We start from the raw sequence: 24403 nt of genomic DNA on the forward strand, positions 1-24403 counted from the left end.
GAAACCAATATAAATATAGAAAATGGAGAGTAGATCGCACTAGATCTACTCTCCACCTCTAACTTTATAACCACAAATAGTAACAGACTTCAATTACGCTCTCCCTGAGCATCCGAACAATTGCATTTTTCCTTTAACCGTTTCTTTGACGGATTCCTTAGCTCTTGAAATATAATCGGATGCTTCATATGATTCCGGCTCCCGATTCAAGATTTCACGTACCGTCTTGGTAAATGCTAGATGATTATCTGCATTAACGTTGATTTTTGCAGTACCTAAAGATATTGCTTTTTTGATTTGTTCAGCAGGAAGACCTGAACCTCCGTGTAATACTAACGGGATTCGAACTGTGCTACTAATCTGTTTCATCTCTTTGAATCCTAATTTAGGTTCACCTTTATATGGTCCATGTGCTGATCCTAACGCAGGAGCAAGACAGTCAATCCTAGTACGTTTAACTAAATCTTCACATTCTATTACGTCTCCATAAATTGGATCACTTGAAACAACATTACCTTCTTGACCTCCAATGTTTCCTAGCTCAGCCTCAACAGTCACACCTCGTTCATGAGCATAATCTACAACCTGCTTCGTCACATCTACGTTATCTTCAAACGGATGATGTGATGCATCAATCATAACCGAAGTAAACCCTGCTTCAATAGCAGCTTTACAATTTTCAAAACTAGAACCATGATCCAAATGTAGTGCCACTGGAACATTAATTTCCATTTCATTTATCAATGATTTTGCCAATTCTACAACAACAGAAAAACCTCCAAAATACTCTACCGCATCTTCAGTCACTCCAAGAATTACTGGTGCTTTTTCTATTTTAGCTGCTTCTAAAACTGCTTGTGTCCATTCCAGGTTGTGTATATCAAAATGACCCACTGCATAACCTTCATTTAAAGCTTTGGTTAACATGTCTTTCACTGTAACTAATTCCACAATTGATCGTCCTTCCAAAAAGTTATTATCTTCACCAAAAGATCGCCATAACTACTGATGTTACTACAAACTTATTATGATGGGGAATTTAATTAAATTTATGGTATATAACACGAACTAATTCACTTCTTCTACTATACCGAAAGATTTCATTTAGTTAAGCTTCGCTAAAATCTCTCGAATAAATGCTGGTTCATCCTTTGGTGTTCTAGAAGTGATGATATTCTTATTTACAACAACTTCTTCATCACGGAAAATTCCACCACTATTAATCACATCATCACGAATTCCGATATAACAAGTAAGCTCTTTTCCACGAAGAATGTCAGCACTTATCATGACTTGCGGACCATGACAAATCCCTGCTATCACCTTTGATTTTTTGTTTAATCCCTTTACGAAATCAACCGTACCTTGGTTAACACGCAATATCTCAGGAGCACCACCGCCAGGTATAATAACAGCATCGAATTCATTTGGATCTACATCCTCCGCTTTTTCTTCCGTTTTATAAGTGACAGTTTTCTTTTTCCCTTCACAAACTACTCCTTTTTCATTACCTAAAACAACTGTCTCATGACCCGCCGCTTTAATTGCTTCATATGGATTTTTCATCTCAGAATCTTCAAATCCTGATGCTAGTAAGAATGCAACTCTCGCCATATAATTTCCCTCCCAAATTTATTCTTAAATTAGGAAAGCCCCTACCAATGTAGAAGCTTCCTTAACGTTTAATTTACCTTTATACTTCTGTACTAACATTTGAACGATCTAAGAAAAAATCATATGCTTCTAAATCTGTATACCCTTCGTGCACAACTTTTCTAACAGCTTGGATCATTTCTTTTGGATGTTCAGATTGGAAAATATTTCGTCCCATATCAACCCCTGCAGCGCCGCCTTGGATTGATCTATATGCCAAAGTAAGAGCATCTTTCTCATGTATTTTCTTACCACCTGCAACAACTAGTGGCACAGGGCAAGCAGAGGCAACTTTTTCAAAGTCATCACAATAATATGTTTTTACAATTTGTACGCCAAATTCAGCTAACATCCTAGTTGCTAGTAAAAAGAACTGAGTGGTTCTCTCCATTTCTTTACCCACTGCAACTACACCCATAGTAGGAATGGAGTATCTTGATCCAAGATTAACCGCTTTATTTACCGCTTCAATTGTTTCTTTTTGTCCATCAGCACCAATAAAGGTTTGAATGGCCATTGCACTTGCATTCATTTTAATCGCGTCTTCAATATCGACAACCATTGACTCATGGCTTAGGTCATTTTCTAAAATACTTGAACCAGAAGAAGCTCTTAATGCAACTGCTTTATTATAAGTCGCAGGAATACTACTACGAATTGCCCCTCTAGTTCCCATCAAGCAATCAGCATAATCTGCAAGTTTAGGAATTAATAGATCTAAACGTTCTAACCCTGAAGTCGGCCCCATAAAGTATCCATGATCAAACGCCAGCATTACCGTTTTACCAGTATTAGGGTTAAAGATTCTAGATAATCTATCTTTCATTCCCCAATCTAGGTTAGCAGCTCCCTTTACATGAAAATCTCCATTATTAGCAAATGGAACTTCTTCCGAGAATATTTTCGCACCCTTATTTCCTACATTATCGGCCATTATAATTTAACTCCTTCCATATTTATACATTCATCCACATTAAAGAGATATCTTAGAAGTCAAAATCATTTGTGTTGTCTTTTGTAAATACAATTCTTTCAGGTAATACGATAATACCTGAATCATCCGCCTCATAATCGTAACCTTGAACAGAGTTTGGCTCCACTTCAACTTCACCAATAGTTGGTACATCTACCGTATCGCCAACTTTTAGCTCGTTACCTTGAGCTAAGTAGTAAGCAATATAGACAGCAAGCGCACCCTGATCAGTAACATCCCAAAGTCCGTGGTTTACAATTGTCCCATTTTCAATGAATGTTCTCATTGAATTTGGAGAAGCAAATCCTGTAATTATTAAGTCTTCTGCATTCAAACCTTTGTTTTCAGCAGCTTGAGCCATAGCAGGAAGCGCTGTTGAGTCAGGTGCAATTACTGCATCAAGTTCTGGATATGAATCGATGATACTTTCTCCAATTTGTAGAGATAATTGTTCATCGCCTTCACCAAACTGTTTCGTTACAATTTCCCAACTAGGAAATTCCTCCGCAATGTAAGTTTCAGCATAATCTACCCATGAATTTTGGTCAGGTACTGTTGGACTAGAGTAAAACCAAGCAACTTGTTGTTCTGCACTTGGATCATCCATCTGCTCTGCAGCCATATCAACTAGCATCTTACCTAAAATTTCTGGTGTTCCTTGGTTGATGTAAACCGATCTGTATTCAGGATCTACGTCAGAATCCCATGTAACAACCTTAACACCTGCATCAATAGCATTTTGCAAAGCTTGGTTTAAACCATCTGACGTAACAGATGAAATAGCAATTGCATCTGCACCACTACTTACTGCACTGTTGATAATTTGTACTTGGTTAGCAACTGTACCTTCAGGTGTCCCATCATATTTAACATTAAACCCTACTTCTTCAGCCATCGCTTGTGCACCGTTATTACCAGATTCAAAGAATGCGTTACCAGTCATTTTCGGAATGAAAACAACTTCAATATCACTGGCATTTGATTCTCCATCGTCCGAATCACCAGATGCCCCTTCATCACCACATGCAGCCAATAAGCCTACAACAAGTACTAAACCAAATAATAACTTCATCAATTTAGATTTTTCCATTATACTTTACCCCCTGATATTTTATTAGGTATTAACCTTCTAACATTAGCTTTAAATTCCTCAGAAGATATCCCTAAGAATGCTACTGATATAATAAGGAGTAATCCTGTTGCTAAACCAATATATTGAGTTGATAACCCCCCCATTTGCAAACCAACCTGGAGAAATCCTACAATAATACTTGCTAGAGCAGTCCCGACAACACCCCCTTTACCACCCGTGATTAATGTCCCACCTAAAACAACAACAGTTAAAATTGGCATCAGATACTCTCCACCAAAATCCGCTCTTGCACTTCCTAAATAGGAGGTTAACATTACACCTGCAACTCCAGCACTTAATCCAGATAAAACATACGTACTAGTAATAATTTTTCTAGTGTCGATACCGGAATACTCTGCTGTATTTTGATTAATTCCTGTTAAATATATAAATCTACCGTATCTAGTCCAATGTAGAAGTATATAAGCAATAACAAACATCACAATAAATAAAACTACTGAATTTGGGATTACGCCGAATAGTTTCCCATAGGCAATTTGACTAAATTTCAGTGAAAACCCACCAATCCCTTCATAGGTACTTACTCCCGATAGACCTACCAGAACTACGGCAATACCTGCATAAAGCATCATTCCTCCTAACGTAATCACCATCGCTTGAACGCGTCCATAAGCAATTAAAATACCATTTAACAATCCACACAAACCACCAACCAAAATTGCAAGAATAACAGAAACCCAAATATTTAACCCAACAACCTGTGATAATATGCCAGTAGTAACAGAAGTCAATCCAATAATCGATCCACCAGATATATCTATTCCACCAGTAATGACGACAAATGTGACAAAGAAACCAATGATAGCTATTCCAATAAAGTCATTAAAACTAGTTAAAAGAATATTTATGTTCCAAAATCTCGAATTCATTAAACCAAAGATGATGATCTCAACAATTAGTACGACGATTAAAGTCAGGTTCCATTTCGATATCTTATTTAACACTTACCTCAACCCCTTCCTGAAGTACTCTTGCATTCAGCCGTTCTTTCTTTGCCTCCTTGCTAGCTTTTCTCGTTAGCAGTACATCAGCTACAACGATTGTAATTAATAGAGATCCGGAGATAGCGTCATTCCAAAAAGCAGGAACCTTCATATAAACAAGCGCAGAATTAATGGAAGTCATAATTACAGCTCCAATAGTTACACCGATCACCGTTCCTACACCACCACTTAGAGAAACACCACCAAGAACAGCAGCTGCAATAACGGTCATTTCAATCCCTAAGCCGGCAGTAGTTGAAATAAATCCAATTTGACTTGCAAAGATCAATCCTGCTAAAGATGCACATACACTAGAAATAATAAAGGAATAGGTAACATATCTTTTAACTGGTATCCCTAGTAGCACTGCACCACCTTCGTTATCCCCTATTGCTGAGAAATATCTACCTTTATTACTTTTCGTTAAATACAAGTGCACTAGTATTACTCCTGCAATAACAATAATTGATAGCATATTTATCCCGAAAATACTCATTTGAGAAATTTGTTTAAATCCAGCCGGTAAATTCTCAATCCATTGACCATCCGTATAAATCACTTGTACTACCCTAGTTATTTCAAGCATCCCCAAGGTCATAATAAAGGATGATATTTTTAGCTTAGTAACTCCTAACCCATTAATTAGTCCTATAACAGCCCCAATCAAAATGGCTATCAAAACAGCTACAATAATACTCCCACCATCCCGAAGAATCATTCCACTAACAGCAGCACTTAGACCCAATACCCCACCTACAGATATATCAATATTTCCTGTTAATAGTACAAATGTTATCCCCACAGCCAATACGATATATAGCAAACTACTTTTCAATGAGTTATGTATGTTACCTGTAGATAAAAAATCTGAGTTTACTAGACCTACAATAATGAAAATCACTACCAAGAAAAGAAAGGTTCTAAACTCACGTTGTTTTGTTATATTCTTAAACCTTGACATGAGGGTCACTTCCTTCGTATGTGCCAAATGCAGCTTTCATCACATTGGTTGCATTAATATTTTTTAATCCAAGACAAACCTTACAAGTACCGCGATAAATAGCATAGATCCTATCACTAATTCTCTCAATCTCTTCTAAATCAGATGAGATTAACAAGATGGAATATCCTTGTTCCTTTAATTCAGTAATAATTGAATAAATATCACTCCTCGCAGCTGCATCAATCCCTCTAGTAGGCTCATCCATAATAATTAGTTTTGGATTTGTTGATAGTATTCTCGCAATAACTGCTTTTTGTTGATTACCACCAGATAAAGATTGGATTTCATCATCTTGACTGCTAAGCTTAATACTTAATCGATTAATATACTCACTTGTAATCTGTTCTTCGAATTTTCTCTTTGTAAAAATACCCTGCCTCTTAATAATCTGAGCAGTTATGTTATGTCTTACTGAAGTGATGGAGAATATTCCATGTAAAAAACGATCTTCAGGAATATATGCCAATCCACTATTTACTGTTTCAGTAATCGAAAGTTTTGTAATATCCTTCCCGCTTAAAGTAATCTTTCCACTCTTTACATGGTTAATTCCGTATATGGCTTCTGCAATCTCTGTTCTACCTGCCCCAACAAGTCCAGCAAGTCCAACCACTTCACCTTTATAAACTTCAAAGCTTATGCCCCTGAAACCATCACCACTAATGTTTTCAACTTTAAGAATAGGCTCTTCATTTTCGTGATTAGCTTCTTTTTTTTCAAATATGTCAGTATACTTATTTTCATTACCCTCTGGTAATAATCCATTAATCAGTATGTCTTTCGTAAATAGATCAATTTTTCCTTTTAGAGTTACTTTTCCATCACGGAGAATTACAGCATGGGTTGAAATTTGAAATACTTCATCTAAACGGTGAGTAATGTAAAAGATGCCAACACCTGTACATTTCAATTTTTCTATTACATTAAATAATGATTTAGTTTCTGAGAATGTTAATGCTGAGGTAGGTTCATCTAAGATGAGTACTTTTGCGTTACGTAGGAGTCCTTTGATGATTTCTAACTGTTGTTGTTCTGCTATCGTTAAGGAGATAGCTAAACGATCAAGATCCAAATCCCAACCTAATTCCTCTACTAAATTCTGAGTCTCTGTTCTAATCTCATATTTGTTTTTATGAAATCCAATTGTAAGGTTCTGTTCAACAGTCATATTTGGAAATAATAAGGGCTCTTGCGGAACCAGGTATATTCCCTTTTCATGAGCAATGGATGGATTAAAGCTTTCAATATCTTCCCCACTGAGCTCAATACTTCCAGCATCAGCTTTATAAACGCCAGTAAGGATTTTCATTAAGGTACTTTTCCCTGCACCATTTCCCCCAATTATCGATACTACTTCTGACTGATTAAGTTCTAAAGATACCCCTTTTAAAACTTTATTTTGGTTAAACGATTTTTGAATATTTTCTAACTTAACTAGGTTCCTGGATTCTTCCATTTAGTAAAACCCCCTAAAAACTTTCAAATATTTCTATGTAAACCGTATTATGAAAACGCTTACTTTTAAGGTTATTTACATTATAATTTAAAACATTTTATTTATCAAGTGACATTTTATTATTTTTTAGTTTTTTGTGAATTTTATTTTAATTAAGTAAACCCACCATGATTATGGCGGGGTATTATTCCAGTTTTCCACTATTATTACAATAGAATCAACATATACCACTAATTATAAATTTAAATTAAAATATTTTTAATCTTATTGACTATAGTCTTTTTTACTGTTATATTTGTTTTTACATCAAACATTAGTTTTATGTATAATAATTTGTAACGAATACGTTCAATAGTTTTATCAATAAAATCTGTTTACAAAATATAGTAAGAGAGTGATGAAAATGACATATGAAAATAACTTAATTGTTAAGGTTGCTTGGAAGTACTATAATGAAGGCCTTACTCAGAATGAAATTGCAGAGTCTTTAAACTTGTCCAGAATGAAGGTCATCAAATACTTGGAGAAAGCCAAGACAAATAATGTTATCCAATTTAAGATCAACTTAGAGAAAATTGCTAATATGGACCTTCAAAATAAAATTAAAGAAAAATACAATTTGAAGGATATTTATGTTGTCCCAACTTCCTATCAGAATTCGACCGATAGTCTTACAATTGCAGCTGCTCAATACATAGAAGATAGAATTACCAGCGATACCATGATAAATGTAGGTTATGGCGAGGCTGTATCCAAAACATTAGGTCACCTTAATATTTCTACTAAATACAAAGTTACCTTCGTTTCTTTATCTGGTGGTGTCAAATTTTATATGCCTACAGCCATAGATAAAACATCCGATTATTACACCAATCCAAATTATAACCATTATATTATGCCTGCACCTTTGATGGTTTCTTCTCCAAGCCTTGCTGACCAAATGCAAAACGAGAAACCTATTAAAAAAATTTTAGAAATGATTCCACATTCGAATATAACCGTAGTCGGAGTTGGTGCTTTAAGCGAACAAGCTACCCTTGTCAAGGAGGGACTTCTTAGTATAAGTGATATTGAGATTTTGAAATCTAAAGGAGCTGTTGGTGACTTATTAAGTCAATTTTACGATATAAATGGCAATGTATTAGATCTGGAGTTACATAGTCAACTGATTAGTACGGAAATTGATTTATTAAAGTCTCTTAATCATGTTGTTGCCGTTGCTGGTAATCTTGAAAAAAAAGAGGCAATAGTTGGCGCACTAAATGGGGGTTATATCGATGTGCTAATTACCGATGAGTCAGTTGCTCAAAGTTTGGTCTAATTCATTATTATGCCTATTATATTTAAATAAAATTAACGAAAGGAAGAGTAGCATGGAGAAGTATCTAATGGCAATTGATGCTGGAACCGGAAGTGTAAGAGTTATTCTATTTGATTCACTTGGTAATGAATTGACTGTATCACAAGCGGAATGGATACATAAAGAAGATCCCAGGTATCCAGGTTCCATGGATTTCGATGTAAAAACCAACATTGGTATAATTACAGATTTAATCAAAGAAACAATTACTTCATCTAAGATAAATCCAAAAGATATCGTTTCGATTTCAACTACAAGTATGCGCGAGGCTATTGTACTTTATGATGAAGATGGTAAAGAAATTTGGTCTTGCGCAAACGTTGACTCACGTTCTGTTGAAGAAGTATCAAATTTACACGAATTAAGTGAGCGATTAGAATCAGAAATATATAATGTATCTGGCCAAACTTTTTCTTTAGGAGCTATACCGAGAATTCTTTGGGTGAAGAATAATCTTCCTGATACCTATCAAAGGATTAAATTCGTAACGATGCTAAATGATTGGATCACTTATCGTTTGACTGATGTGATTTCTGTCGAGCCCTCTAACGGTTGTACTACTGGACTTTTCGATATTAATAACCGAAATTGGGATAGTTCTATTGCTAAAAAAACTGGTCTACGTAATGATATTTATCCCGTTGTCTTTGAAAGTGGTAGTGTCATTGGTAATGTTACCGATAAAATGGCAGCGCTTACAGGACTGAGCAACCAAACAAAGGTAGTTGCTGGTGGAGGCGATGCCCAATTAGGATGTATTGGTATGGGAGTTATGGATGAAGGGCATGCTGCTGTTTTAGGCGGAAGCTTTTGGCAATATGAATATACAACAAAGAATGTACAAATGGATGATCAGTGTCGTGTACGAATCAATTGTCATGCAGTTCCTAATACATGGCAGTATGAGGCTATCGCCTTCTTCCCAGGCTTAGTAATGAGATGGTTCCGTGATAGTTTCTGTGAATTAGAGAAATATCTTCAAGAAAAAACTGGAGAGAGCATCTATTCCCAAATGGAAAAACGTGCACAACAAGTACCAGTAGGAAGTAATGGAATGATGAGTACTTTTTCCGATAGGATGAATTATATTGCATGGAGACACGCCGCTCCTAGCTTTATAAATTTTAAACTAGATTCCAAGAAATATAATAAAGCTAGTTTCTATCGTGCAATTATGGAAAATGCAGCTTTTGTTACAAAAGCAAATATTGAATTAGTTAACGAGATTACAAATACCTCACCTGAAGTCATCGTTTTTGGTGGAGGAGCTTCAAAAAGCGATTTATGGTGCCAAATTATTTCTGATGTATTGAACAAACCAGTTAAAATACCCGTTGTGAGAGAATCTACAGCTCTTGGTGCTGCAATTTGTGCCGGTGTTGGAGCAGGAATCTATGAAAACTTTGATGATGCAACTTCTAAGGTTGTTAAATTTAATAAAACTTTCCATCCTATTGAAGATAATAATCTAGTTTACGAGGAACTCTATCAGAACTGGAAAAATGTTTATAAAAACCAACTAGATCTAGCTGATAAAGGGCTTACAGAGCATATGTGGATTGCCCCAGGATTATCTATTAATAAAGGAGTGTTGGCAAAGTGACAATAATTAATGAAAAAGAAAGAGAATATAGATTCGGAGATAGTGGTCCGAAATACTTGTTAAGGGGACCAAGAATGAATTTTGGAGTAGTGGTTTTAAAACCAGGAGAAGACTTTACTGCTCACTACCACAATATAATGGAGGAAAATTTCTATGTATTAGAAGGTGAATTAGAAATCCACATCGACGATGAGATATTCCATTGTAAGAAAGGTGATTTCATTCACGTAGAACCAAAGAAAGTACACTATCTAACCAATAAGGGAAACAGCGATTTCAAAGCCTGCTTTATGCTATCCCCCTTTCAAGAAAAAGACAAAGTAGAAGTGGAATACACACCATATAGAGATTGATAGAAATGAACAGATCGTATTATGAATGAACTAAAAAAACTATAGGTCGTATTTTACAGGGTAAGGGCTGTTTCAAAAGGTCATAAATAATGACCTTTTGAGTCTTACCCCACAAATACAGGCATAACTAATGGGACGAGGGGTCTGACCCCTCGTCCCTGACACCTCGTCCCACCCTCGTCCCACCACTCATTAAATCTCTTCCCGTGCTCTTTCTACAGCTTCTACATATTGTTTAGCTAGTTCTGTTATTCTTTCAAAGTTATTTTCATTTATTGCTTTTTTGTCTAGCAATTGTCCACCAGCTCCAATGGCAACTGCACCAGCAGATATATAATCTTTTGCATTATCTAAGTTAATCCCACCTGTCGGAATAATCGAGATATTGGGTAATGGGCCTTTCATATGTTTAAGAAATCCAGGTCCGTAAACTGATGCAGGGAACACTTTAACAATATCAGCACCGTATTTAATAGCTTCAACCATTTCAGTCGGCGTCAACACACCAGGTATACTGATTTTCCCATGTAGAAGCGTCTTCTTTATTACTGATTTATTTAATATCGGACTGACAATAAATTCAGCTCCACTTTGCAATGCTAACTCCGCAGAAACTTCATCTAAAACGGTCCCCGCCCCTATAATGGCACGGTCTTCAAATGAAACCTTTAATTTATTAATTGTATGAAATGCATCTTCCGTATCTACTGTTAATTCTAAGGCATTGACTCCACCAGCAATCAAGCTCTCAGCTACTTGCATGATTTTATCATTAGGAATTTTTCTAAGAACGGCAATTACTCCTTGCTCTGTCAAAGTACTGATACGCTCATTCTTCATATTTTGCAAAATAATTCCTCCTACTTACCGTAACACTTCTTGGTTATTGGTATTCATTTTATTCCAGTATGGGTATCCTTCAACATCCCCAGAAACAGACAGTGCATGTGCCCCAATTCGATTGCCTAATTCGACTGATTGGAGGTAATCAAAACCTCGTAGTAGTCCAGACATAAAACCTGCTGCAAAACCATCTCCAGCACCTGCAGTATCTACAACATGCGATACATTAACAGCTGGGACATATTGTTGGTGATCCTTTGTTGCTAGGAATGACCCTTTTTCCCCTAACTTTACAACAACAGTATGGGTATCCCCTTGTAGAAGGTCGTTCGCAACTTCTTCTGGTGAATCATTACCAGTCAAGAGCTGTCCTTCATCTATTCCCGGAAGAACAATATGGCACTGTTTTGCAATATCAGATAATACATCACTTGCCTCTTCTTTTGACCAAAGCTTTAATCTTATATTTGGATCGAATACGACTGTTTGCTTATGTTTTTTCGCTAGGTCAAGTACATGATAGATTGTTTCTCTACAAGTTGGGCTTAAGGCTGGAGTTATACCAGTTAAATGAATATATTTTGCTTTAGATACGTAACTTTCATCTATATTTTCAGGCGATAGTTGGCTCGCCGCCGAATGTTTTCGATAATAAAATACATTCGGGTCTTGCCCCGGGTTTAATCCCTTAAAAAAAACCGCAGTTTGGTTTTGTTCATCAAATATTACACGCGATGTATCAACGCCTTCACCCCGGATAAAATTTCTTACATACAATCCAAATTCATCACTACCTAAACGGCTAATCCAACCAGTTTGATGGCCAAGTCTTGATAACGCTATTGCTACATTCGATTCTGCCCCACCAAGTTTTTTATTAAAATTAGTAGCAAATCTTAACGGACCAGGTGAGTCTGGAGTAAAAAGCACCATACTCTCCCCTAGTGTAATGACATCCATGTTACATTCCCCCTAGACACCAGAGTAAGCCATAAATCCACCATCGACTGGTACAGTAATTCCTGTAACAAACCCTGACATATTATGGTCCACAAGCCAAAGTAACGTGCCTAATAAATCATTTGGATCACCAAACCGCTTCATTGGAGTATGGCCAATAATTTTATGTGATCGCTCAGTTAATGAGCCATCTGGATTGGTTAATAAACGTTTATTCTGCTCCGTTAAAAAGAATCCTGGTGCAATTGCATTGACCCTTATCCCCACATCAGCTAGGTGTACGGATAACCATTTCGTAAGATTATCAATACCAGCTTTACCAGCACTATAAGCTGGAACTTTTGTCATAGGCGATGGCGCACTCATCGATGACATATTTACAACAGTAGTCCCTTCTCGATGAAGCATTTTTTTAGAGAAAATTTGAGTAGGAATAATAGTTCCTAATAAATTTAAGTTCATCACATGTTGGAACCCTTCAAATGTAAGATCAAAAAATGTCTTCAAATCTTTGCTTTCAAGATCTTCTGGTTTAAGTGTTTCGTTAGTAGTTGTTCCGTCTGGATGGTTTCCACCTGCACCATTAATTAAAATATCGCATGGCCCATACATGTCAGTGATTTTTTGTTCAGCATTTTTCACACTCTCAACATCCAATACATCACATGCGATTGCAACAGCTTCTCCTCCATTGCTTTTAATGTCCTCTTCTACTCTTTTCCCATTTTCAACAGTTCGATTTAGTATGGCAACTTTGGACCCCTGTCTGCTAAGTTCTTTTGCCATTGCACTGCAAAGAACTCCGCTTCCACCAGTAATAACAACAACTTTTCCTTGTAAATTTGGATTAATTGGTAACAAAACGATTCTCCTTTCCACTTTCAACTAAGCTATCCCATATTCCCCATAAATACATAATTCCAAGGGCACGATCATATAATCCATAGCCTGGTCTACATTTTTCACTCCATATATGTCTTCCATGATCTGGTCTCATATATCCGTTATAATCTGATTCATAAAATGCTTTCATAATTCCGTGAATATCTAATGAACCATCTGACATCCGATGTGAGGTTTCGATGAAGTCACCATTTTCATACCGTTTCAAGTTACGAACATGGGCGAAATGAATACGATTAGAAAATGTCCTAACAATATCGACTAAATCGTTTGCTGGATGAGCACCTAAAGCCCCACTACAAAAAGTTAAACCATTAACTGGGCTATCAACTAGCTTTAGGAATCGATGTAAATTTGATTTATTAGTAATAATCCGAGGAAGACCAAATACAGAATAAGGTGGATCATCCGGATGAATAGCCATTTTTATATTAAGTTTTTCAGCTACAGGAATTATCTTCTCTAAAAAGTATTGTAAATTTCCCCATAGATCTTCCTCTGAAACACTTTTATATTTTACAAATAACGTTGACAAATCTTGAAGTCTATCAGGTTCCCATCCTGGCATCGTATATGCTGGATCGTGAGCAATCATTTTTACTAGTTCCATAGGATCAATATCCTCGATTTTCTTCTTTTCAAAAAAAAGTGCTGTCGATCCATCTTCTAGTTTTTTAAATAACTCCGTTCGCACCCAATCAAAGACAGGCATAAAATTATAACAAATAACCTTAACACCAACTTCTGCAAGATGCTCCATTGTTTTAATGTAATTGGAGATGTATTTATCTCTAGTAGGTAAACCTAACTTTATATCTTCATGGATATTAACGCTTTCTACAACATCAATAGTTAGACCATATTTATCTGCTTGTTCTTTTATTTCCGCAATCCGTTGAAGGGGCCATACTTCCCCAGTCGGTATATCATGAAGTGCCCATACAACTCCACTAACACCAGGGATTTGTTTAATGTAATCTAAAGGAACTTGATCATTACCCTCTCCAAACCAACGAAAAACCATCTCCATCTAGTATGCACATCCTTTTATTTTAAAACTTAATACCCAAATAATTGCATATATTGTTAAAAGCAATATCTTGAATGATTTTCCCATTCCATTTCATATCGTTTGGTACTTCTCCATTTTCCACCCAATGACCGAAAACATTGCATAAAATCCTTCGAAAATACTCATGCCTAGTATATGATAGTAAACTTCGTGAATCGGTTAACATACCTACAAAATTAGTTAAAACACCAACATTCGCAAGTGTTTTTATTTGATCTACCATCCCATCACGATGATCATTAAACCACCAAGCCGTGCCGAACTGAATCTTCCCAGGAAAACCGGACTGAAAATTCCCAGCCATGGATGCAACCATATAATTATCACGAGGATTTAAGTTATAAATAATCGTCTTTGGTAATTCATCCGTTTTTTCTAATTCATTAAGTAAACACGCTAAAGCATTTCCATAAGTGAAATCAGCTATGGAATCATAGCCAGTATTCGGCCCTATTTTTTCTACCATCTTCGTGTTGGTATTACGTAGCCCACCAATATGAAGCTGCATTGCCCATCCTTTTTTTGCATAAACCTTTCCTAAATACGTTAGGACACCGGTTCGAAATTGAGTAGCTTCTTTCTCGGTAATAGATGCTCCATCCATTACTTTCATAAAAATATTTCTAGATTCTTGCATTGTTACCGCCTCAAAAAAAGGAGCGTCTAAACCATGATCTGACAACCGACAGCCAGCTTCATGGAAATACTCCACTCTTGACTCTAGCATTTCCAGAAAAGAATCATAGTCATCGATTCGTTGATTCGATACATGTTCTAATCGATGAACCCAATCCGTGAAAGCATCTAATTGGATATTTAGTGCACCATCTGGACGAAAAGTTGGAAGGACTTTTACATCGAATGATTCATCTTCTTCTATTTGTTTATGAAAACGCAAATCGTCTAAAGGGTCATCTGTCGTACAAAGGCCTTTTACATTAAATTGTTTTATTAAACCTCTGGCACTGAAAGATTCTTTTTGTATCTCCTGGTTACAGATCCTCCATATTTCATCTGCACTTTCACGATGAAGAAGATCTGTTATCCCAAAGCATCTTCTTAATTCAAGATAGGTCCAATGAAAAAGTGGATTTCCAATTAAATGTGGTACTGTTTCTGACCATTTATCGAATTTTTCTTTGTCTGTTTTATCTCCTGTTATATAATCTTCTGATACACCATTAGCTCGAAGGACTCTCCACTTATAATGGTCTTCCCCTAACCAGGCTTCTGTTATATTAGAAAACCGTTTGTTCTCTGCTATTTCCTTTGCAGTTAAATGACAATGATAGTCGAGTATTGGCATGTCTTTAGCATAGTTATAATAAAGTCTTCTTGCAGTTTCCGTTTCCAATAAAAAGTCATCATCCATAAATGTTTTCACGTTAAACCTCCTCAAATAGACTCTTAACGTAATCAGTTGTGAATTATATTAATCTGTTAAAAGACCACCATTAACTTCTAAAATTTCGCCTACCATATAATTAGCATAATCAGATGCAAGATATAGAGCTGCCCCGGCTATTTCCTCAGGCTTCCCTTCTCGTTTAATGGGAACTTGGCTAACCATTTTTTCACGCATTTCTTTCGTACTGTATTTGTCATGAAATGGTGTAGTTATAATTCCTGGAGCAATGCCATTAACATAAATATTATCGCTAACCAGTTCCTTCGCTAGACCACGAGTAAAGGTAGATACAGCACCTTTTGCAGCTGCATAGGATACAGCTCCTCCACCTCCACCATTTCTAGCAGCAATTGATGTTAAATTAATTATCTTACCTGATTTTTGTTGCTTCATCATTGGCAATACCGATTGGGTAACATGAAAAACAGAATTTAAATTAATATCCATAATGCTATGCCAGGTTTCAAAGTCTAAATCCTCGATTTTACTACGTTTTACCATCGTCCCAGCATTATTGATTAATATATCAATTCGTTTAAAGTGCTTTTTGATGTCAGACACCATTTGCTTTACTGCTGTTCTGTCTGTTACATCTCCCGTAACAAGAATGGCTTCCCTGCCTTTTTGGCGAACCTCTTGCAAGACTTCCTCTGCTTTATGAATATTGGTGTTTCCGTGTATAACAAGGGAAGCTGCATTTTCTGCAAAAGCTAAAGCAATAGATCGGCCAATACCTGTGCTACTTCCAGTTACCCATACTACTTGATCACTAAAATCAAACATTTTTTCTCCTCCTAATTTCTATTTATTTAATCGAGCCTATAATTAAAATATGTTCGGTAAATATAATGAAATAGACGGAACAAAGATTAATAATATAATGAGTAAAATCACCCCAGCGTAAAACGGTAAGGATTCTTTTACGTAATCTTCAATCGGAACATCTGTTAAGGAACAGACCGTATACATAGTTACCCCAACTGGAGGAGTCATCCCTCCAAAGGTTACAATGGTCATCATTAAAATACCAAAATGAACAGGGTCTACTCCTATTTGTTTTACAATTGGCAAGAATATAGGAGTTAGCAATAATACTAATACCGTTGATTCAATAAACATTCCTGCTAATAAAAGAAAAACTAAAATCAGTATAAGCAGTAATGTTGCATTACTTGTTATCCCTATTAAAAAATCTGCTGCATTCTGTGGTAGTCTTTCATACGTAATTAGATAACCTAAAATAGACGAAGTGGAAATAATTAATAGAATCGTCGCATTATCAACTACTGACTGACGTACAGATTCGATTAAGGTTTTCCAGTTAAGTTCCTTGTAAACAACAAATCCAATAAACATCGCATATACCACAGCAAATGCTCCTGCTTCTGAGGCAGTAAATATACCGAAACGAATACCAACTACCAGTATAACTGGGAATAATAATGCCCAAATACTATCTTTGAACGAAATAAGTAACTCCTTCAATGAAGACCTCTTTGTTATTTGATCTACATCGTAATTTCTTTTCTTTGCAATTACATATGTAACAATCATCAGAAAAACCATCATTAAAATACCGGGAATAATTCCCGCCAAGAATAGATCTCCGATGGACACTTCTCCTACATAACCATATAGTATTAACCCTATACTTGGTGGGATTGTAGCAGTAATTAAAGAACTGACAGCAATAACACCCGCTGAAAATCCACCTGAATACCCACGTTTAATCATTTGATGTCCTATGACTCTACTTTGCATTGCAGCATCCGCATTCGCAGATCCTGAAATACCTCCCATGATAGTACTTAGTACAATGGAAACATGTGCTAGGCTACCTACTACATGGCCAATTATCGCATTTGCAAACCTTATCAATCGCTTCGTTATGCCAGAAGAATTCATTAAGTTTCCCGCTAAAATAAAAAATGGAACAGCTAACAATGGGAAAGATTGTGTACCAGCTACCATACGTTGAGAAGTAATCTCTATTGGCAACCCTGGTTCAAATATGATCAATGATAAACTAGCTATCCCAATAGCAAATGCTACCGGCATGTTTAAAAATAGAAGCACAAAAAAGATTAATGCTACCATTAACATGCACTTCACCTCTTTCTACTTTTGAAAATGAAGAGTTCTTATTATGACACTGTTCCTAATGCTAATATTTTCTCCCTTATCTTTCCGATTGTAGTAATTGACATAATAAAACAACCAACTGGAACAGAAGCAGAAATATAAGCATAACTGATTGTTAGACTACTTATCTGCCGTACTGAATTTTCAATACTAAGTAGAATTCCAAATCTACTTATAAATAGTAAAAATGCTAATATAAGTAGATAAATAATAATGTCTATAATGTTGCGTAGATTATTTGGCAATTTCTTCACAAAAAAGTCGACACCTATATGCCTGTTTTCTCTTAATGACCGATTTGCACCTAAAAATATAAGCCAAACAAATAAAAGTTGCGCTATTTCTACTGACCATGCGATGGGACTTCCAGCCCATCGCATGACCGCTGCTATAAAAACAAAGAACACAACCGCCAACATTAAAAAGTTAGTCATAAAATTTTCTACTTTTATATAGCTTTGTAAAATTGTTTTCAAGGCTATCACTCTCTTATTTTCCTAGGATATTATTTATTTCTTCACGTAATTCTTGATAACCATCAAATTCACTGTATACTGAATCTGTCAAAGCCTTAAATTCTTCAACATCAACTTCTTTAACAGTAACACCTTCATCAATCATCATTTGTTCATATTCTTCTAAAGACTCCTCTGTTTTCTTCGAGGCTTGTTCACCATGTTTTTGTGCTTCTTCATAAATAATATTTTGATATTCCTCAGGTATATCTTCCATCCAACCAGCACCAGTGATAACACCAGTGATTAATTGGAAATGTCTTGTTTTCGTAATATAATCTACTACTTCATGTAAGTTCGCCCCATAGGTTGCTGGATGTTGTGCATCCGCCGCATCAATAACACCTTGTTGTAGACCAGGGTAAACTTCTGTCCAAGCCATACCAGAAGGACTCATTCCTAATGCTTCCATTGTCTGTAGAGCAATTGGAGCACCAATTGTACGAATAGTTAAACCTTCCAGATCTGCTGGCGTTTCAATTGGTTCATTTGTTAACATATGTCTTTCTCCTTGATACCAATTGAATGATAAAATTTGTAAGCCATGTTCTTCCGCTAATTTATCTGACCACTCTTTAAACAAGTCTGATTGTGCAACTTTATTCGCCTCGTCAAAGTTGTCTACAACATATGGAGCAGATAAAATCCCAAGCTCAGGAACCATATCTGCTAAGCGCCCTGAGTCGACAAGAACAGCAACATTTGCACCAGTTTTGGCTTGCTCTACAATGTCATTATCCTCACCTAAGGAACCGCTTCCAAAAATTTCAACTGTAACATTTCCATCTGTTCTTTCATTCACTGCATCACTAAATTCTACTAATCCATCATAAATTGGATCCCCTTCAGTCAATGCTGTTCCAAGTTTTAATGTGTAAGTTTCTCCGCCATCACTTTCCCCGCTTGTTTCACTATCACTATCTCCGCAAGCGCTTACAATCAATACTAAAAAAATAGATATTAACGTTAATCCTATTTTAATTTTCATTTCAATCCTCCTATTTTTATGTTTATGGAATCTACTTAAAATAATCCGGGAATTCATTTTTAAGTTCCTCTAATTCAAACGTTAGTTTTCTCAAATGTTCTTCCATTACTAAATCTGCCTCATCTTCCTTTTGTTGTTTAATTGCTTTAATTATTTTTTCATGCTGTGATAAGATGAGTTCCCAATTATAATTAGCCGCTAAACTAAGCATTCTAATACGATTCAAGTGTGCGTTCATTTGCTGGATAACTGACCAAATTCTTTCCTTATCAGTTCCTATTGAAATACACTGATGAAACATTTCATCTAACTCAAAAAGCTTTGTATAATCCTTTTTTTCAACAGCAAGTTTTTGAAGTTCAAATTTTTTTTCCAATTCAATTAAACAATCAACATTAAAAGACTTACATGCCTCTTTAACTATTGCCCGCTCTAAATGTTCTCTAATAAACCTCGCTTCTTCAACATAGTCAAGATCAATAAGGGAAACAAATGTCCCTTTTTGAGGATAAACTTCGAGTAATTTCTCTTGAGCCAGCTTCACAAATGCTTCTCGTACCGGTGTCCGACTCACTTCTAACATGATGGACATTTCATTTTCTGAAATGCTTCGACCCGGATTTAATTTCAACATAATGATTTGTTCTCTTAGTTCTTCATAAGCATAATCCCTCGTTGAATACCTTTTAACTTTACTATTAATGTTTATAATAGCTCCCCCCTTTAGTCCATTTTCTGCTTCTGCGAAAAAGTATACCATACAAGTATACTTGTATGGTAGTACTTTTTAAAATTTTTTAATTATTTTAAGATCAACTTACTTTTTCAATTTGTTTTAAAATCGTTGAACCGATGTCGTTGAAGCCGTTAATGGCGAATTCACTATATATGGTATCCAAAGCAATTGATCGATTTTTTTCTTATGGAAAACCATAATAATATGACATATTATGTTAATATTGAAGCATAGAGAGCTGTCTTAGAGGTCCAGATTAGTATCAGAGGAGAATGGATAGATATAAAAAGTGTAATGACCAGTTTGAATGTTATCCATTATTTATTCTAGGGTTAGTCAAATGTAAAAAAATGTGGAACTAGGCATAAAATATGGAATTTCTCTATTATGCTTATATCTATTTTTGGTACTTTGTTAGTATCTGCTAATGCTGTTGTATTTTTAGGACGGTTATGGGTGGACTATTCTTGCTTCTTCTTTCGCCTTACTTCATTAGATTAGAAGTAGAGTACTCAACTAATAGAGCATTACAACTTCATTAATTTGGAAGGAGCTTTATGGAATGGGTTTAAGAATACGTTGGATTGCACTTATTGCAGTGGTTATATATATCCTTTCTATGAGTCTATCATTGTATTTTCATAACCAATCAGATGACGATTTGCTGATATATGATGTGAGTCGTCTATTTCCTGATCAAGTTCATAAAATTGTAGACGGACAAGATGTTGAATCATTTCAATCGGCGATCGAATATGCCAATGAACACGACTTAACGGTTTCCATCGGTGGAGCCCGTCACAGCCAAGGCGGTCATACTTATTTTGAGGATTCCGTATTTTTGGATATGACGTCTTATAACGATATATTATCGATTGATACAGATAACAAGCGCATTACAGTTGAAAGTGGTACGACTTGGGCGGACGTTCAAGAAGCTGTGAATCCATACGATTTATCGGTTAAAGTTATGTAATCTTCCAATATTTTTACCATCGGTGGTTCACTAAGTTCAAATGTTCATGGGCGTGACCCTAGATATGGTTCTATTGTTGAAACAATACACTCCTTTCGCCTACTGCAGCACGATGGGTCAATCATTAACGTCACACCTCAAACAGATCCTGAGCTATTTCGTTCCGTTATAGGTGGGTTTGGACTATTTGGTGTGATTTTAGATGTAACGCTTGAACTTCAGGAAAATGAAATTTATACTGCCACAACGTAGTCGATTTGATCTTGAAGACTATCCTGATTACATCGGTGAACATATTAGTAATCAAGATAATGTCGGATTACATTTTTCTCGCTTATCAGCTAGTCCAGATCATTTACTTGAAGATATGTATATGACCACATATCATGTCGTTCCGTCATCCAATTCTAATTATCCAACATCGGATGAATGGGAAATATTACGACCATTAAATGAAGAAGAAAACGTCCTTCGTGATAAATTTGCTTTCGGTATAAGTCGAAAATTCGATTGGGCAAAAACCGTTGTTTGGGATTTGCAGCAAAAGATATATGGGGAAAACAATAGCACTTTGATTACGAGAAATAATGCGATGCGCCCACCGATTGAGTTTTTAGAATATGAATCTGGTAAAGATACGGATATTCTACAAGAATATTTCATCCCAGTTGAACAGTTCCCTGAATTTGTCCAGAAATTACGTCAGATAGTCAAAGAGGAGGAATTGAACTTGCTTAATGCAACTGTCCGTTATATGCCGAAGTCTACTGATGCGACTTTAAGCTATGCCCAAGAGAATATGCTGGCCATTGTGTTATATATTAATCATTCCATGTCAGATGAAGGAATTGAACATATGAAGAAATCCACCAGACAAATGGTTGAAGCGGCGCTTGACGTGAATGGAACATATTATTTAACGTATCAACTTTATCCTTCTAGTAAACAACTATCGCATGCTTATCCGGCATTCGATGATTTTGTTCGTTTGAAACAAACGTATGATCCTAAAGATCGATTCATGAATAATTTATATGAGGAATATCAACCATGATACTTAAATGGGTAGTTCGTTCGCAAAGTATGTTATTGTTTGGAACTGGATTAGTCTTTCCGTTTTATATCTTATTTTTAAGTGAAGTGGGTGCTAGTTTTTCAGAATTCGGATTAGCTTATGGGTTGTTTACGATCTCAGCAGCACTCGTTCATCGATTAATTACTTCTTTTTTCTATCGGTGACAACCATTACCCTAGACCTAACCGCTTTGACCTTACTACTAATACTTCTCTCCTCTTTCAAGAATTTAGCAAAATCTAATTTCCCGCATACTGCAAAATAATTGGCTCCATATCTCCCATAGTCGCTCGATATAAGCTAATCTCACCTGTTTGTGAAGAAGTTGTATTGGAATTCACTTCAAAGTTCTCGTTTAAGGCAATTGTCCATACTGCCTCATTTTCTCGAGTTAATACAACTGCTAGCGTCCCAAATTGAACAACATGTTCCCAGTCAAATAACTCTGTTTGATTGTTTTGAGTTACTGTGATACCTTCTTGACTACTTAGTACCTCGACACCTTCACCTTTCCATAAGCCATGTACCTCAGCTCCAACATAATAATAAGAAATACCACTACTGCGATCTCCATACGTTCCCACATATTGGTGAATCGTATCATCAGCTGCCTTATATGTTGCCACTGCCACATCGTCCGCCAACCACTTAACTTGAAAAGTTCCGTCTGTTTGGTAGGGTAACTTCTCCTTAGGGCGTGCTAAAATACCGTAGTACGATCGGTAAAATACTGCTTCCCCTGTGTCCGTGTTTTCTTTAATGGAAAATACTTGTTTAAAATTAGGAGAGATGCTTGTGACAAGACGAATATCTTTACTCGAAGTAACTAGTAACACTACATTTACTAGGATAAACACAACACTGATGCTGGCACCAAACCATTTCCATTTATTAGATAGTGCAAGCAATAACCATAATGCTAGCGCTAAACAAATCACAAAAAGCATATTGATGATGTAGAATAATCGATTGTCCACATACTCCGCTTCATAATTAGCTTGTAAGTACATGAACCCCATTTGTATACAAAAAAATCCTATAGCGAAAAGAAATAGCAACCATCCAATAATTTGAGTCTTTCTATTTGTTTTCATCCGGCATGACCTCTCTTAAAAATTCCCAAGTTAACCCATTATCATTTGAAACGAACTGCCCTTTTACTCGTCCACCTTCGTAATCTCCATTAGGTCCCTGGTTGACGAGCATAACCAACTCTTCCCCTTCCATTACCGGTACTTCCGCACTTACAAAAATCGGAATGTATTCTTCAGGAATTTGTACGTCTGATTTACTCCAAGATACTCCACCATCTTGGGTTACCCATAAATCTGGTTCGGTTGGATTAAGCGTTCCATAAGACAAAAATCCTGTATTTTCATCCACAAATCCTCCATCAGAAATGAGCCTAGTTACACCTGAATGATCAGTTTCCCGCCAGGTTTCTCCGCCATCATGAGTGAGGAACACCGTCGAGTATTCCTGTGACATCGTTCGATCGCCAGAGATAATAACATAACCGAACAATTCATTTATAAAATCAACCTTTCGGAACCGAAGCGAAGGAAACTGTTCGGATACAACAGTATCTCTCCATGTCTCACCTTGGTCAACAGAATAGGTTAACAAGATTTGTTTCTTACTCCAGTCTGATTCTCTTGAATATAAGAATGCAACTAGATCCTCCGTTAGAATATAACTTTGGTCAATTAGTTCACTTTTGCTCCCATTGTAATCTCCTTCAAAGAGCAAATCTTTTTCCACAGGCACAAGCGTCCAGTTATTCCCTCTATCATATGTAATATGAAGTTGATCATTTTGCAGTGAGTAACCAATGATGTCATCTTTCATAATCGGTTGTAGTTGTTCAGATTGGGATTACTCTGACTCAGTTTCTGGTTCATGAAAATCTTCGCTAGTACGGTTCACTGTTGGAGGATAGCTTGAAGAAGGTTGCTGAAACATGATCATTGCAAAAAAAGACCAACCATCATAAAACCTGACACGCTAACTAGTATTGTTTTCACAGATTCACCTTCTTTAAATTGATTCCGATTTTGTGATCTAGATATATCTACAGTATACTAATCTAGTAATGGAAACAAGAGTAATAGGAATATTATTCCACATCTAAAACTTGGCTCCCTCTACACCTTGTATAAACTTTACCGTGAACTAGATTTCAGAGTCGAAGAATTATTCCTGGAAGTTTAAAAACAAATCAAAACGAATAGCGAGTATAGCTAAGTCA

The 24403-nt window shown here is 36.1% G+C and carries 25 protein-coding genes; 6 read left to right on the forward strand and 19 right to left on the reverse strand.

Annotated features, from left to right (window positions below):
• Positions 1 to 93 precede the first annotated feature (93 nt).
• From fba to ACFSTA_RS08170, 7 genes are all read right to left on the reverse strand, one after another.
• Complete coding sequence (gene fba / locus ACFSTA_RS08140) at positions 94 to 951, reverse strand: class II fructose-1,6-bisphosphate aldolase (RefSeq protein WP_377556112.1); 858 nt, start codon at positions 949 to 951, stop codon at positions 94 to 96.
• A gap of 153 nt (positions 952 to 1104) precedes the next feature.
• Positions 1105 to 1614 carry a type 1 glutamine amidotransferase domain-containing protein gene (locus ACFSTA_RS08145; RefSeq protein ID WP_377556113.1) on the reverse strand — a complete coding sequence of 170 codons (510 nt, stop codon included), beginning with the start codon at positions 1612 to 1614 and terminating at the stop codon, positions 1105 to 1107.
• A gap of 79 nt (positions 1615 to 1693) precedes the next feature.
• Positions 1694 to 2587: a 3-hydroxy-5-phosphonooxypentane-2,4-dione thiolase gene (gene lsrF / locus ACFSTA_RS08150; protein WP_377556114.1), complete on the reverse strand. Its 894-nt coding sequence runs from the start codon at positions 2585 to 2587 to the stop codon at positions 1694 to 1696.
• 52 nt (positions 2588 to 2639) lie between these two features.
• Positions 2640 to 3698, reverse strand: a complete 1059-nt coding sequence (gene lsrB, locus ACFSTA_RS08155) for an autoinducer 2 ABC transporter substrate-binding protein LsrB (protein ID WP_377556452.1) — start codon at positions 3696 to 3698, stop codon at positions 2640 to 2642.
• Between the two features lie 17 nt (positions 3699 to 3715).
• A complete protein-coding gene (locus ACFSTA_RS08160) occupies positions 3716 to 4723 on the reverse strand; it encodes an ABC transporter permease (protein ID WP_377556115.1) in 1008 nt (335 codons plus the stop codon).
• A complete protein-coding gene (locus ACFSTA_RS08165) occupies positions 4713 to 5723 on the reverse strand; it encodes an ABC transporter permease (RefSeq protein WP_377556116.1) in 1011 nt (336 codons plus the stop codon). The genes ACFSTA_RS08160 and ACFSTA_RS08165 overlap by 11 nt, the downstream gene beginning before the upstream one ends.
• Positions 5710 to 7221, reverse strand: a complete 1512-nt coding sequence (locus ACFSTA_RS08170; protein ID WP_377556117.1) for a sugar ABC transporter ATP-binding protein — start codon at positions 7219 to 7221, stop codon at positions 5710 to 5712. Before ACFSTA_RS08170 ends, ACFSTA_RS08165 begins: the two co-directional genes overlap by 14 nt.
• Positions 7222 to 7624: 403 nt before the next feature.
• On the opposite strand from ACFSTA_RS08170, the gene ACFSTA_RS08175 reads away from it, so the two are divergent.
• The 3 genes from ACFSTA_RS08175 to ACFSTA_RS08185 are packed head-to-tail and all read left to right on the forward strand — an operon-like array spanning position 7625 to position 10537.
• Positions 7625 to 8542, forward strand: a complete 918-nt coding sequence (locus ACFSTA_RS08175) for a sugar-binding transcriptional regulator (protein WP_377556118.1) — start codon at positions 7625 to 7627, stop codon at positions 8540 to 8542.
• Between the two features lie 52 nt (positions 8543 to 8594).
• Positions 8595 to 10184 (forward strand): autoinducer-2 kinase, encoded by a 1590-nt coding sequence (gene lsrK, locus ACFSTA_RS08180; protein ID WP_377556119.1) that lies wholly within the window; start codon positions 8595 to 8597, stop codon positions 10182 to 10184.
• Complete coding sequence (locus ACFSTA_RS08185) at positions 10181 to 10537, forward strand: cupin domain-containing protein (protein WP_377556120.1); 357 nt, start codon at positions 10181 to 10183, stop codon at positions 10535 to 10537. Before lsrK ends, ACFSTA_RS08185 begins: the two co-directional genes overlap by 4 nt.
• 192 nt (positions 10538 to 10729) lie before the next feature.
• Here the strand turns inward: ACFSTA_RS08185 and ACFSTA_RS08190 are convergent, their stop codons facing one another.
• From ACFSTA_RS08190 to ACFSTA_RS08235, 10 genes are read right to left on the reverse strand one after another with little or no spacing between them, the layout of a single operon-like run.
• A complete protein-coding gene (locus ACFSTA_RS08190) occupies positions 10730 to 11377 on the reverse strand; it encodes a bifunctional 4-hydroxy-2-oxoglutarate aldolase/2-dehydro-3-deoxy-phosphogluconate aldolase (RefSeq protein ID WP_377556453.1) in 648 nt (215 codons plus the stop codon).
• A gap of 24 nt (positions 11378 to 11401) precedes the next feature.
• Entirely contained in the window at positions 11402 to 12340 is a 939-nt protein-coding gene (locus ACFSTA_RS08195) for a sugar kinase (protein WP_377556121.1), read from the reverse strand.
• A 12-nt stretch (positions 12341 to 12352) separates the two neighbouring features.
• A complete protein-coding gene (locus ACFSTA_RS08200; protein ID WP_377556122.1) occupies positions 12353 to 13201 on the reverse strand; it encodes an SDR family oxidoreductase in 849 nt (282 codons plus the stop codon).
• Positions 13188 to 14273 carry a mannonate dehydratase gene (uxuA, locus tag ACFSTA_RS08205; RefSeq protein WP_377556123.1) on the reverse strand — a complete coding sequence of 362 codons (1086 nt, stop codon included), beginning with the start codon at positions 14271 to 14273 and terminating at the stop codon, positions 13188 to 13190. Before uxuA ends, ACFSTA_RS08200 begins: the two co-directional genes overlap by 14 nt.
• Positions 14274 to 14295: 22 nt before the next feature.
• On the reverse strand, positions 14296 to 15699 hold the full coding sequence (gene uxaC / locus ACFSTA_RS08210) for a glucuronate isomerase (RefSeq protein ID WP_377556124.1): 1404 nt from the start codon (positions 15697 to 15699) through the stop codon (positions 14296 to 14298).
• A gap of 48 nt (positions 15700 to 15747) precedes the next feature.
• The gene (locus tag ACFSTA_RS08215) at positions 15748 to 16506 is read right to left on the reverse strand and encodes an SDR family NAD(P)-dependent oxidoreductase (protein ID WP_377556125.1); all 759 of its coding nucleotides are present in this window, start codon (positions 16504 to 16506) and stop codon (positions 15748 to 15750) included.
• A gap of 42 nt (positions 16507 to 16548) precedes the next feature.
• A complete protein-coding gene (locus tag ACFSTA_RS08220) occupies positions 16549 to 17826 on the reverse strand; it encodes a TRAP transporter large permease (protein ID WP_377556126.1) in 1278 nt (425 codons plus the stop codon).
• Between the two features lie 41 nt (positions 17827 to 17867).
• Positions 17868 to 18341 (reverse strand): TRAP transporter small permease, encoded by a 474-nt coding sequence (locus tag ACFSTA_RS08225; protein WP_377556127.1) that lies wholly within the window; start codon positions 18339 to 18341, stop codon positions 17868 to 17870.
• Between the two features lie 13 nt (positions 18342 to 18354).
• The gene (locus ACFSTA_RS08230) at positions 18355 to 19368 is read right to left on the reverse strand and encodes a C4-dicarboxylate TRAP transporter substrate-binding protein (protein ID WP_377556128.1); all 1014 of its coding nucleotides are present in this window, start codon (positions 19366 to 19368) and stop codon (positions 18355 to 18357) included.
• 31 nt (positions 19369 to 19399) lie between these two features.
• Positions 19400 to 20128, reverse strand: a complete 729-nt coding sequence (locus ACFSTA_RS08235) for a GntR family transcriptional regulator (RefSeq protein ID WP_377556129.1) — start codon at positions 20126 to 20128, stop codon at positions 19400 to 19402.
• Positions 20129 to 20666: 538 nt separating this feature from the next.
• On the opposite strand from ACFSTA_RS08235, the gene ACFSTA_RS08240 reads away from it, so the two are divergent.
• From ACFSTA_RS08240 to ACFSTA_RS08250, 3 genes are all read left to right on the forward strand, one after another.
• The gene (locus ACFSTA_RS08240; RefSeq protein ID WP_377556130.1) at positions 20667 to 21080 is read left to right on the forward strand and encodes an FAD-binding oxidoreductase; all 414 of its coding nucleotides are present in this window, start codon (positions 20667 to 20669) and stop codon (positions 21078 to 21080) included.
• 226 nt (positions 21081 to 21306) lie between these two features.
• Positions 21307 to 22134: a D-arabinono-1,4-lactone oxidase gene (locus tag ACFSTA_RS08245; protein ID WP_377556132.1), complete on the forward strand. Its 828-nt coding sequence runs from the start codon at positions 21307 to 21309 to the stop codon at positions 22132 to 22134.
• Entirely contained in the window at positions 22131 to 22319 is a 189-nt protein-coding gene (locus ACFSTA_RS08250) for a hypothetical protein (RefSeq protein WP_377556133.1), read from the forward strand. The genes ACFSTA_RS08245 and ACFSTA_RS08250 overlap by 4 nt, the downstream gene beginning before the upstream one ends.
• 75 nt (positions 22320 to 22394) lie before the next feature.
• On the opposite strand, the gene ACFSTA_RS08255 is transcribed toward ACFSTA_RS08250, so the two are convergent.
• Complete coding sequence (locus tag ACFSTA_RS08255) at positions 22395 to 23249, reverse strand: hypothetical protein (RefSeq protein WP_377556134.1); 855 nt, start codon at positions 23247 to 23249, stop codon at positions 22395 to 22397.
• Positions 23236 to 24003, reverse strand: coding sequence for a WD40/YVTN/BNR-like repeat-containing protein (locus ACFSTA_RS08260; protein WP_377556135.1), 768 nt, complete (start codon positions 24001 to 24003; stop codon positions 23236 to 23238). The genes ACFSTA_RS08255 and ACFSTA_RS08260 overlap by 14 nt, the downstream gene beginning before the upstream one ends.
• Between the last annotated feature and the right edge of the window lie 400 nt (positions 24004 to 24403).

It is taken from the genome of Ornithinibacillus salinisoli, from assembly GCF_042684965.1.
Taxonomy (GTDB): Bacteria; Bacillota; Bacilli; order Bacillales; family Amphibacillaceae; genus Ornithinibacillus; species Ornithinibacillus salinisoli.